Origin of the sequence: Bacillus sp. FSL R5-0709 (assembly GCF_038004785.1) — a bacterium.
GTDB classification, from domain to species: Bacteria; Bacillota; Bacilli; order Bacillales; family Bacillaceae_G; genus Bacillus_A; species Bacillus_A mycoides.
This window is the reverse complement of record NZ_JBBORT010000001.1, coordinates 5186048-5198461: the sequence shown is the minus strand read 5'-3', so window position 1 is coordinate 5198461 and position 12414 is coordinate 5186048. Positions and strand designations below refer to the sequence as shown.

11 protein-coding genes are annotated in these 12414 nt (G+C 34.8%); 8 read left to right on the top strand and 3 right to left on the bottom strand.

From position 1 onward, the window contains the following. Positions 1–189: 189 nt before the first annotated feature. Positions 190–1008: an endo alpha-1,4 polygalactosaminidase gene (locus tag MKX37_RS26690; protein ID WP_002130160.1), complete on the top strand. Its 819-nt coding sequence runs from the start codon at positions 190–192 to the stop codon at positions 1006–1008. Between the two features lie 99 nt (positions 1009–1107). On the opposite strand, the gene MKX37_RS26685 is transcribed toward MKX37_RS26690, so the two are convergent. Then, entirely contained in the window at positions 1108–1527 is a 420-nt protein-coding gene (locus MKX37_RS26685) for a hypothetical protein (protein ID WP_002167290.1), read from the bottom strand. Positions 1528–2050: 523 nt separating this feature from the next. On the opposite strand from MKX37_RS26685, the gene MKX37_RS26680 reads away from it, so the two are divergent. Together MKX37_RS26680 and MKX37_RS26675 are read left to right on the top strand one after the other, a co-directional pair. Then, positions 2051–2641, top strand: a complete 591-nt coding sequence (locus MKX37_RS26680; protein WP_002068662.1) for an AmiS/UreI family transporter — start codon at positions 2051–2053, stop codon at positions 2639–2641. 43 nt (positions 2642–2684) lie between these two features. Next, positions 2685–3629 carry an NAD-dependent epimerase/dehydratase family protein gene (locus MKX37_RS26675; protein ID WP_176126839.1) on the top strand — a complete coding sequence of 315 codons (945 nt, stop codon included), beginning with the start codon at positions 2685–2687 and terminating at the stop codon, positions 3627–3629. 88 nt (positions 3630–3717) lie between these two features. Here MKX37_RS26675 and sodA read toward each other — a convergent pair whose 3' ends face one another. Beyond that, positions 3718–4344: a superoxide dismutase [Mn] gene (sodA, locus tag MKX37_RS26670; protein ID WP_078421766.1), complete on the bottom strand. Its 627-nt coding sequence runs from the start codon at positions 4342–4344 to the stop codon at positions 3718–3720. 219 nt (positions 4345–4563) lie between these two features. On the opposite strand from sodA, the gene MKX37_RS26665 reads away from it, so the two are divergent. Then, the gene (locus MKX37_RS26665; protein WP_002089906.1) at positions 4564–5634 is read left to right on the top strand and encodes a nitric oxide synthase oxygenase; all 1071 of its coding nucleotides are present in this window, start codon (positions 4564–4566) and stop codon (positions 5632–5634) included. A 361-nt stretch (positions 5635–5995) separates the two neighbouring features. Then, on the top strand, positions 5996–7564 hold the full coding sequence (locus tag MKX37_RS26660) for a BCCT family transporter (protein WP_033731133.1): 1569 nt from the start codon (positions 5996–5998) through the stop codon (positions 7562–7564). A gap of 119 nt (positions 7565–7683) precedes the next feature. Here the strand turns inward: MKX37_RS26660 and MKX37_RS26655 are convergent, their stop codons facing one another. Then, on the bottom strand, positions 7684–8982 hold the full coding sequence (locus tag MKX37_RS26655; protein WP_002167291.1) for an MFS transporter: 1299 nt from the start codon (positions 8980–8982) through the stop codon (positions 7684–7686). Positions 8983–9310: 328 nt separating this feature from the next. Between MKX37_RS26655 and lytS the strand changes: the two genes are divergently transcribed. From lytS to lrgA, 3 genes are all read left to right on the top strand, one after another. Continuing rightward, complete coding sequence (gene lytS, locus MKX37_RS26650; RefSeq protein WP_063226006.1) at positions 9311–11080, top strand: two-component system sensor histidine kinase LytS; 1770 nt, start codon at positions 9311–9313, stop codon at positions 11078–11080. Next, the gene (locus MKX37_RS26645) at positions 11058–11798 is read left to right on the top strand and encodes a LytR/AlgR family response regulator transcription factor (RefSeq protein WP_002130151.1); all 741 of its coding nucleotides are present in this window, start codon (positions 11058–11060) and stop codon (positions 11796–11798) included. The genes lytS and MKX37_RS26645 overlap by 23 nt, the downstream gene beginning before the upstream one ends. A gap of 152 nt (positions 11799–11950) precedes the next feature. Continuing rightward, complete coding sequence (gene lrgA / locus MKX37_RS26640; RefSeq protein WP_002068680.1) at positions 11951–12382, top strand: antiholin-like murein hydrolase modulator LrgA; 432 nt, start codon at positions 11951–11953, stop codon at positions 12380–12382. Positions 12383–12414: the final 32 nt, after the last annotated feature.

The window sequence follows — 12414 nt, the reverse complement described above, 5'->3', positions numbered from 1 at the left end:
AATCATTTTATCAACAGAGATGTAGTAAATTCAAGTGAAATAAATTCTAATTTCTGTTAATGTATTGAATTTATTGGGATTTTTATAAAAAATCGAGTTTGAAAAAATGTAGAATGTTATGGTATTACTATATTTGTATTAACATTTAAAACAATAGAAAATTACAGTTGTATAGGGGGTAATATTATTATGGAGTGGAAACGTTCCGTATGCTTTTTAGCTATATTTTCTTTTATTTTTTCCTCAAGTACATCCGCACAAGCAAATGTTGTGGAACCAGTTTTAAAAAATGTACGAAGTTATAAAATTTATTATGGTGAAGCAAATGAGCAAGTAATTGAGAGACTTTCAAAGTATGACATGGTTATTATAGAGCCATATGCATTTACGAAAGAACAGGTTCAGCAATTAAAAAAATCAGGAACGGTAGTTCTTGGCTATGTTAGTGTTTTAGAATTAGAATCGTGGCATAAATCGCAAGTAGTTGAATCAGACTATTATTATAGAGATGGTAAGAAAATGAAGATTGAGCAGTGGGATACATATATTATGAATTTAGCTGATGAACACTACCGTGGGATTGTTGTGAATAAGGTGAAACAGCAAGTTATTGGAAAAGGAATAGATGGGGTGTTTTTAGATACAGCTGGTGATATTGATGACTATTTTTATGATCAGCCGTCTACACAAGGGAAATTTCGAGAAGCATATGTAAATTTATTAAAAGAAATTAAAAGTGTTGATTCCAACCTGCTTCTTATACAGAATTGGGGATTTGACACAATCAAAAATACATCCTTGAATTTTATACATGGTGTATTGTGGGAAGACTTCAATAAACAAGTTATTGCGAAAGATGAATGGAGTCAAAAGTGGATGCGTTATTTTAAACAACAAAGCAATAAAATTGTAACGTTTACCGTGACCCCAGATAATGTATCTAAAAAATATAGTTCTACAAATGGATTTGTTCCTACAATAAATCCGAATGATATTTATGATAAATAGCAAGTGTTCAAAATGAGATACTATCAAGATTGACTATCACGCTTTAGGTCAGTAATACGATTATCTTATAAAGATAAATGTATTACTGACCAGCCCCTTTCACATAATAGGGGAGATTAAATGAATTCGAACGAGTTGTTTATGGTATACTGTATTACCTTCTTGGCTTGTATATGGCGGGATACTTCGCCCAAAACAATTTGCAACAATATTGGAGTGGCCAGGATAAGAAATACGAATTTCATACAAATCAATAGAGTCATCTAAATCAGCATAAAAAACTGCTAAGTGGTTGCCTTGTAAAATATATGGGAATGCTACTTCCGTATTTTCACCAATTAGTACAGGTAATTTTACAGGATTAGAATAGTTAGACCAATCCCAAACCTCTATAGTTACATGGTGTGTGTAATATGCATCTAAATTTACAATGTTTACTACTGCTGAAACAGTTGCAGGCTCTCTTGTTAATACACCTGTGGAGTGAAAAACAAAATGATTTGGATAATGAAGAGGCATAAATATCAAACCTTTCTAAATTAATATGAGTGTACGATATTCTATGCAAATAATTAATAGAATGAGATAGGGAAAATTTATCATTCTACTAATTTTTTATAGAAATTCAAAACGTAGTATTGAAAAGTATTCCAACACTTGTATCATTGTTAGAGTACGTTTATAATCAAGGAATCCTATTTCATGTTTTGATAGGGTTATTTATTATTGAAAGCGTTTTAAATTTGTTATTTTTTAAGGTAGGAAGTCTAACTTATTTAGGTTAAAAATTATGTATGTAGTTTTAAATAGGAAGAAAAATAATAAAGTGAAACTTTAATCAGTGGGTGGGGGTTGTTCATCCCCACTGATTATTAGCCTTCACCAATCGGGCTTTACGGGCAGTTGATCTCCCACTTAACTTCTTTGCTCTAGCTGAATTTTGAGGTGGGAGTTTTACTGCTCGTTAATGCGGGATAAAGCATCACTTTATATTGTGGGGAGGTTAAAAGTGTGAAAGGGAAAGATTTTCACACGAATATATATGGGTTACGTAGGATTATTACTTTCAGGTGCAGCTTTATTTTTAAATAGTCTTGTCATATTAGGCAAAGTAGAGATGAAAAGTGCAGGTGTCTTTAATTTATTTGTGGGGGCATTACAAATTATCATTCCGTTCTATTTGATTATGATTTCTGATCAAAGTAATTGGACGGTATATTCATATGCGGCTACTTTTTTATTTGGTTTAACTTATTTATATGTAGGCGTTACTTTTATTAAAGGAATGGATAGTAGTGGACTAGGCTGGTTCTGTATTTGGGTAGCAATTATTGCTTTATTTTATATGATTGTTTCATTTGTTCAATTCCACGATGTTGTTAATGCGTTAACATGGTTTATGTGGGCATTACTTTGGTATTTATTCTTTGTATTAAATGCACAAAAAAAGAATATCAATCAATATCTTGGCAGAATTGCCTTTGTACAATCATGGGTAACATTGACGTTGCCTTCACTCTTTTATTTTATGGGAGTATGGGGCGAGGGATTCATATATGAACTATGGGTTTATGTATCAGTAATTTCTATTTTATATTGCTGCTATTGTATTTTTAAATATCGAGTACGTTAATGTATCGTGTGTAGAAAAAACATGGAATCGTTAAACTGATTCCATGTTTTTTTATTTTAGCGTTTATAATAATAGAGGTAGTATTTTACAATTTGTAAAAACGGGGATGATGAAGGTGAAAAAAGTATTGGTGCTAGGGGGAACAAGATTTTTTGGTAAACATTTAGTAGAAGTACTGTTGCAAGCTGGACATGATGTAACGATTGCGACGAGGGGAGTTACTGAAGATTCCTTTGGAAGTGCAGTAAAAAGACTGATTGTAGATAGAGAAGATGAGAGGCTACTAGAAGAGCATTTTGAAGGTAAAAGTTATGATATCGTATACGATAATTTATGCTATAGCTCGAATGCAGCGAAGATAATATGTGAAGTGCTAAAAGGAAAAACGAAGAAATACATTATGACATCTTCAATGGCTGTCTATGAGCCTGCGTTAGGCCTATTAGAAGAAAACTTCAATCCGTACGAGTATACAATTACGTATGGAGGTAGGAATGATTTCAATTATAGTGAAGGCAAGCGATTAGCTGAAGCAGTTTTATTTCAACATGCAACATTCCCAGTCGTTGCGGTAAGATTTCCCGTTGTTATTGGAGAAAACGATTATACGAAAAGATTACAATTTTACGTTGAACATGTTGTGAAACAAGAGTCTATCGTTGTGGATCATGTAGATGGAGAGTTGTCATTTATACATGAAAAGGAAGCAGGACAGTTTTTAGCTTGGTGCGGGATGGAAAACATAGAAGGGCCAATTAATGCTTGTAGTAACGGGGTGGTTTCTACCAGAGAAGTTATTCGTTTCATAGAAGAGAATACCGGGATAAAAGCGCTCATTCAAGAAGTAGGAGATAATATTGCTCCTTATAATGGAGTGATTAATTGTACGTTACATAATGGAAAGGCTCGTGAATTAGGGTTCCTGTTCCGAGAGTTGAAATTAGAGACGGAAAAAGTTTTACGTTATTACATAAATACAATGAAATAATCATAAATCCCCCGGTGGCAATCCGGGGGATTCTGGAGGATTCCGATAATACTAATTTTACATTACCAAATTTACCTTATACGCACGACTAATGTGTTTGTGATTGAATTGCTTGTAAATACTTTTCATTTACCCGGTCCCAGTTCACCGTATGCCACCAGTTGGTAACAAATTCTGGACGCCGATTTTGATACTTTAAATAATAGGCGTGTTCCCATACATCGATGACGAGTAATGGAATTTTACCTTCTTGCAAAGGTGTATCTTGATTGGGTGTACTCATAACGGAAAGTTCCTCACCGTCCAGAACAAGCCATCCATAGCCACTTCCAAAACGATTAATAGCTGCTTTGGAAAGTTGATCTTTTAAGTTGTCAAAGGTATTGAAATAATAATCAATTACTTTTGCAACGTCTCCATTAGGCTCATCGCCACCTCGCGGGCTCATTAATTCCCAAAAAAGACTATGACAATAATGTCCACCACCGTTATTTCTGACAGCTGTAACAATTTCTTTTGGTAAAGTTTCTAAATTACATAGTAACTCTTCTAAAGATTTATTATGTAATTCCGTATAGTTTTCTAAAGCGGCATTCAAGTTATTTACGTATGTCGCATGGTGCTTTCCATGATGAATAGAAAGCGTGTTGCTATCGATATATGGCTCTAGTTCATCATAGTCATATGAAAGCTTTGGCAATTGAAATGAAGACATAACATTCCCTCCTTTCTTATTAAAAAAAGTTGGTCTAGGTAAAAATAATTTACCTGAGTCAAAAATACACCTATTTTTTATACAAGTCAATAGTAATCTCTTTAATTTTCTGAAAAATATTACAATAAAAGTAACACTTCGACTTTCATTTGTGACTCTTATTCTTTTTGCTTATACTGTAAAGTAGTAACGTTTTGTTGAAATAGAAGGAGATCGTTTATGAGTAAAACGAAACAATTAATAGAGGAAGCGAGTCATTTTATTACGGTTTGCTATAAAGAGCTTAATAAAGAACAATTTATAGAAGAGAGAATAAAAGAAATTCAAGTTGAGATAGAGAAGACGGGGACGTATGAGCATACATTTGAAGAACTTGTTCATGGATCACGAATGGCATGGCGCAATAGTAATCGATGTATCGGAAGACTATTTTGGAGTAAGATGCACATATTAGATGCACGTGAAGTAAATGATGAGGAAGGTGTATACAATGCATTAATTCATCATATTAAATATGCAACGAACGATGGGAAAGTTAAACCGACAATTACAATTTTTAAGCAATATCAAGGTGAAGAAAATAATATACGAATTTATAATCACCAATTGATTCGATATGCAGGATATAAAACAGAAATGGGAGTGATTGGTGACTCTCATTCCACTGCGTTTACAGATTTTTGTCAGGAACTTGGCTGGCAAGGAGAAGGTACGAATTTCGATGTATTGCCACTTGTGTTTTCTATAAACGGGAAGGCACCTATATATAAAGAAATTCCGAGAGAAGAAGTAAAAGAAGTGCCAATTGAGCACCCAGAATACCCGATTTCGTCACTTGGAGCAAAATGGTATGGGGTTCCAATGATTTCAGATATGTGCTTAGAAATTGGCGGTATTTCTTATACGGCAGCCCCGTTCAATGGATGGTATATGGGAACGGAAATTGGGGCTCGTAACTTAGCGGATCATGATCGCTATAATTTACTTCCGGCTGTTGCGGAGATGATGAAGCTCGATACATCGAGAAACGGTACGTTATGGAAAGACAAGGCGCTAATTGAATTAAACGTGGCTGTTTTGCATTCTTTTAAAAAACAAGGAGTTAGTATTGTGGATCACCATACAGCTGCACAACAATTTCAACAATTTGAGAAGCAGGAAGCGGCATGTGGACGGGTTGTAACAGGTAATTGGGTGTGGCTCATTCCACCGTTGTCGCCAGCTACCACTCATATTTATCATAAACCGTATCCAAATGAAATTTTGAAGCCGAATTTCTTTCATAAATAATAGCTAGTATAGTTTTTTTTCTGCAAAATATAATTTTTTTAATTACTGTTACGTAGCAAATGGAAGCCTTTACTATCGGTTATTTTTGGAAAGGACTTTTTGAACCAAGGAGTTCCTTATGTTATAATCAAATTTCTGTTTCGAAGACCTTATAGAAATATAAGGTCTTTTGTTTTGCTTTTTTATGTAATAGGAATAGAGATTTTCTTTTAAATAAGGGATTTAGCATATTTTTAGGGACAACATAAGTGTGTAGGAAATTGATGAATTATTATACTTATATAATCATTGTGTTTTGGGTGTAAACAAGAAAACATAATAAAGTTGTTTTTTTAGATTGCTGAGGAAGGAGGAAGTGTAAATGAGGATGAAGAGTCGAAAAACGGATTGGCCTGTATTTCTTATTAGTGGTGGCTCACTTTTATTATTTGTAATTGCAGTTATTTTAAATAAAAGTTACGTAGAGGGAGCCATTAATAGCAGTTTTGCAGCTTCAATTAAATATTTTGGTGCCTTTTGGCAGGTTTTATTAATTGGTACATTTGTTGTTGCAATGTGTATGGCGTTTTCAAAATATGGGAGAGTTAAACTTGGGGGGCTAGAAAAACCTGAGATTAGTACGACAAAATGGCTCGCTATTATTATGTCTACATTACTTGCTGGAGGTGGCGTTTTTTGGGCAGCCGCAGAGCCGATGTACCATTTGATGACGGTGCCACCAATACATGAAGGTATAACTGCTGGAACGAAAGAAGCGGTAATGCCGGCTTTAGCACAAAGTTATATGCACTGGGGTTTCCTGGCTTGGACGATTTTAGGTACAATTAGTGCGGTAGTTATGATGTACGGGCATTATCATAAAGATATGCCTTTAAAACCTCGAACGCTTTTATATCCTATTTTTGGAGAGAAATTGCGAAAGAGTTGGCTTGGAACAATAATCGATGTATTTGCCATTATTGCGGTAGCTGCAGGGACGATTGGTCCAATCGGATTTTTAGGACTACAAGCAAGTTATGGGTTACAAGCATTGTTTAACATTCCTGATGTGTTTACTACTCAATTAGCCATTATTGTTTGTGTAGTAGCTGTTTCTACTATATCTGCGGTAACAGGAATTGATAAAGGGATTCAAATTATAAGTAATTTAAATGTTAGGTTAGCAGTTCTATTAATGGTATTTGTATTACTATTTGGACCAGGTGGATTTATTATCGATTCATTTGTTTCTTCGTTTGGATTTTATATAAATGAATTTATTCCAATGAGCACATATCGTGGTGATACAGCTTGGTTAGGATCGTGGACAATCTTTTTCTGGGGATGGTTTATTGGATATGGACCGATGATGGCAATTTTAGTGAGCCGAATTTCAAGAGGAAGAACAATCCGAGAAATCATCGTTGCAATTGGAATTATTGCACCTATTATTACAACGTTTTGGTTTACTATACTAGGGGGATCAGGTGTGTTTTATGAGTTAATGAATCCTGGTTCTATCTCGACCGCATTAAGTGAATCTGGTATGCCAGCGGCTATGATTGCAATTACAGAGCAACTGCCACTATCTAATATTATTGGACCTGCATTTCTTTTATTAACAATTTTATTTGTAGTGACAACAGGAGATTCAATGGCTTATTCGATTTCAATGGCAGTGACTGGAGATGGAGATCCTAGAATTAGTTTGCGAGTTTTTTGGTCGCTTATTATGGGCGCAGTTGCGGCGATTCTTTTATATATGGGTGAGGGAAGTATTAACGCCTTACAATCCTTCATTGTAGTGACGGCTGTTCCGGTATCTATTCTGTTATTCCCAATGCTATGGCTAGCGCCTAAAGTTGCAGGGGAATTAGCGTTAAAACAAGGTATTGTAAAAGAAGAAGATAAAACTAGCTTCTTGTTCCAAAAAGCTAGTAAATCAAAATAAATAATTGTATTTATATAAGAAGAGGAAGCATTTCATTTGAGATGCTTCCTCTTTGCTATTTATCCAAATACTTTTCCTGAGGGGACAGTATTTGGATAAACATTTCGTACAGTTTCAATCTATTCTAATACTTTATCTTTCGTCTCTGGGACACATAATAGCATTGTAACTAAACCGATTGGATAGATAATGAAGATGAGAGATAATGCTCCCATTAAATTACCACCTGCAGCAAGTAAGCCGATAATAACAGGTCCAAATCCAGCTAACCCACGTCCTGTACCGAAAATAAAGTTCTCTGCTGTCGAGCGAGCTTCAGCAGGATAGTTTTCAGCTAAAACTGCTCCGAATCCCCCCATCATGCCATTGGCAAAGAATCCAAGCAGTGCACTTCCCCATAACAATGATGTTGAGTCTGTGAATAAGAAGAAGTAAATGAGACAGTATATAGTACCACCGACGTAATAGATTGTAAAAGTTTTACGGCGGCCAATTTTATCGGCTAGAATACCAAAAGTTGCAATTCCAATTAGCATGCCGATTGTAGAGATGAACATCCAACCGCTCGCTTTTGCTAACGTGTAATTATATTTATTTGCTAAAATAGTTGGCATCCAAGTGAAAATTCCATAATATCCGAAGTTCTGGATAAATGACATAATAATAAGACCAATGGTTGTTATCGTTACTTTTTTATTGGCAAATAACTTTCGAAGTGGGAACTTTTTTATTTGCTTTAGTTGTTCTGCTTCAGTGGTTGTTAAATTACCTTCAGCTTCTTTTTGTAACAATTCTTTTTTGTATCGTTGTTTTTGTTCCCATATTTTCGGTTCACTTAAACTTTTGCGGACGTAAACAGCTAATAGAGCGGGAATGAGTCCAAATAAGAAAACAGCTCTCCATCCAAAATGCGGGACGATAAATGCCGGAAGGAGTGAAGCGACTAGTACGCCAAATTGCCATCCAAGTGCAACAACGGATGTCGCCTTAGCGCGCATTTCTTTAGACCATGTTTCAGTTACGATGGCCATTCCAATTCCGAATTCACCACCAACCCCCATTCCAACTAAAAAGCGAAGAATTAATAATTGCCAATAATCTGTTGCAAAATAAATAAGTGCTGTTGCTAGTGAGAATAGTAAGATTGTGAAGGCCATCGTACGGATACGCCCAAATAAATCAGCAATAAATCCAAATAAATAAGACCCGGTTAGCATTCCTATTGTGGTAGCTAATGTTAAGTTTCCACCTTCAACAGGGCTTAAATGAAATTCTTTTAAAATGTAGACGAGTACGAAAGATAAGAGCAACATATCTAAACCTTCTGCTGCATATCCTAGCGCAGAACCAAACAATGTTTTATATCTTTTCTCCTTCGTTTCCTCTGTTGTTGATTGTACATCAGTAGTGACGTTCATCATTACTCCTCCTTATTTTCTTCTACAGTCGCTATGGAAGAATAACAAAAGGCCTTCTCACCTGATATGATGAGAAGGCCAAAAAATCATACGTATCCCTAAAAAAGACCATACGTATAGTATATTCCGACTTCCTTCTCAACCTCACGGGGTTGGGTTAAAGGACTGTATTATATTACTTTATTTTTAGCACTCTTCTGTTAGATTGTCAAATAAAGAGGGGATAGTTATGTGTAAAATATTTCAAAAGATATTGCATTCTTCTTGACGCCCACTTCATTATTTTCCCATAATAAAACTAACTAATATAAAAAGGAATGAATCACAGATGCTAAATTTAGTACTTATGATGATTGAACGTGTCGGACTTATTGTTATTTTAGGATTTTTACTTTCTCATATTAAAACGTTCAGGCGCCTTCTTCATAGACAAGATGGGTATGTAGATAAGCTTAAGCTTATTTGTATTTTTTCAGTGTTTACAATTGTCAGCAATTACACAGGAATTGAAATTGCCGGGAATACAATTATGAAAGAAAATTGGCTACAAGGTGTTTCGTCATCTAGTACAATTGCGAATACACGTATTATGGGTGTTGGAATTAGTGGATTGCTTGGTGGTCCTATCGTCGGTATTGGAGTGGGATCGATTGCGGGTATTCACCGTTATATGCTTGGCGGGACGACAGCGCTCAGTTGTGCAATCTCATCAATTTTAGCAGGTGTTATAACGGGGTATATTGGATACATTTTCAAAAAATATAATCGTGTAATTACGCCTAAATTTTCTGCGATTTTAAGTGTTTTTATCGTTACTTTAGAAATGCTTATGATTCTATTAATTATAGAAGATGGACTTAGTGTTGTAAAAACAATTGCGCTACCGATGATTCTTGTAAATAGTTTTGGCAGTTTCATTTTACTTTCAATGATACTAGCTATTTTACGACAAGAAGAAAACGCAAAAGCTTTGCAAACGCATAAAGTATTACGAATTGCTGATAAGACGTTACCATATTTCCGCCAAGGGTTAACAGAAGAGTCTTGTAAACATGTGGCACAAATTATTCACCGCTTTACGGGAACAGATGCGGTATCCTTAACAGATACAGAGGAAATCTTAGCTCACGTTGGATTAGCATCAGATCATCATATTCCTTCACACAGTTTAATAACAGGTTTATCAAAAGAAGTATTAAAAACAGGGAAAATAATGAAGGCAAAATCACGTGACATTATTAATTGTCAACATGAAGGGTGTCCATTACAAGCGGCAGTTGTTATTCCATTAACTTCACATGGAAATACGATAGGAACATTAAAACTTTATTTTAAAAACCCTAATCAATTAAGTCGTGTTGAAGAAGAGTTAGCGGAAGGGCTAGCGAAAATATTCTCCACACAGCTTGAGTTAGGTGAAGCTGAGTTACAAAGTAAGTTATTGCAAGATGCCGAAATAAAAGCGTTGCAAGCACAAATCAATCCGCATTTTTTATTTAATGCAATTAATACAGTATCAGCTTTATGCCGAACAGATGTAGAGAAAGCGAGAAAATTATTATTGCAGCTTAGCGTTTATTTTCGTTGTAATTTGCAAGGGGCACGACAATTACTTATTCCATTAGAACAAGAGTTGAATCATGTACATGCATATTTATCGTTAGAGCAAGCGAGGTTTCCGAATAAGTATGAAGTGAAGATGTACATTGAAGAGGCACTAAAGGTGACTTTAGTTCCACCATTTGTGCTTCAGCTATTAGTTGAAAATGCATTGCGCCATGCTTTTCCGAAAAAGCAGCCAGTGTGCCAAGTCGAGGTACATGTGTTTGAAAAAGAAGGGATGGTTCACTTTGAAGTAAAGGATAATGGACAAGGGATTGAGAGTGAACGTCTAGAGCAATTAGGAAAAATGGTAGTTCCATCAAAGAAAGGGACGGGAACAGCCTTATATAATATTAATGAACGACTTATCGGGTTATTTGGGAAAGAGACAATGCTTCAAATTGAAAGTGAATTAGAGCAAGGGACAAAGATCCTCTTTGTGATTCCGAAAAAAGTAGAGGAGGAAAAACGGAGTGTTAAAAGTATTAGTAGTTGATGATGAAATGTTAGCACGGGATGAATTGAAATATTTATTAGAGAAAACAAAAGAAGTAGAGATAATTGGTGAGGCGGATTGTGTAGAGGATGCATTAGAAGAATTAATGAAAAACAAACCAGATATTGTTTTTCTAGATATTCAGTTATCTGATGATAATGGATTTGAAATCGCAAATATATTAAAGAAAATGAAAAATCCACCTTCAATTGTGTTTGCTACTGCCTATGATCAATATGCATTGCAAGCATTTGAAGTAGATGCGTTAGACTACATTTTAAAGCCATTTGATGAAGAACGTATCGTACAGACATTAAAGAAATATAAAAAACAAAAGCAAATAAAGTTAGAAACAAAGCAAGATGTAAAGAGTGTAGATGTAACGGCCGAGATGCATAAATTAGCATTACCAATTGAGGAATCAATTGTACTTGTTAACATTGAAGATATTATTTATGTAGGGCTTGTAGATGGGAAAGTAACTGTAAAAACAATGAAAGAAACATATGTAACACATGATACGCTTGTCATTTTGGAAAAGAAATTACCACAAACAATTTTTATGCGTGTTCATCGTAGTTTCGTTGCTAATATTAATCATATTTCTGAGATACAGCCGTGGTTTAATTCGACTTATAACTTAATTATGAAAGAGGGATCCAAAGTCCCGGTTAGCCGTACATATGCAAAAGAACTTAAAAAGCTGCTTCGTATTTAAAAAGCTGCTTCGTATTTAAGAAGCAGCTTTTTGTATTTCGTCTGCCTATTTTTGTAACTAATTTTGTATATTTGACGTTCCGTTATGTAAACGCTTACAGTTTTATTTTTATCTTATACAATAAAGGTACCAAATCGAAAGAGGTGGCCAAAATGAGTACGAAAAAAGTATATAGTTTCTTATCACAAGCATTCATATTTTCAGCTATTATGTTAGTTTCTAATATTATTGCAACGCATTTACCAATTCCGATGCCTTCATCGGTGATCGGATTAGTTATTTTATTTAGCCTATTATGTTTAAAAGTTATTAAATTGGAACAAGTTGAATCATTCGGAACGGCTTTAACAGGTATTATCGGATTCCTTTTCGTTCCATCAGGTATTTCGGTTATTAATTCTCTCGGTGTAATGGGACAATATTTTGTACAAATTTTAACTGTAATTGTTGTCGCAACAATTATTTTACTCGCTGTAACAGGATTATTTGCACAATTTATTTTAGGAAAAGACGATAAAGAAATAGAAGATACGAAAGAATTGAAAGTAGTAAATAAAGGACGCAAGCACGGAAAAGTTGCGTAACCAATTTAGTATATATTGTTAGGAGGGAATGA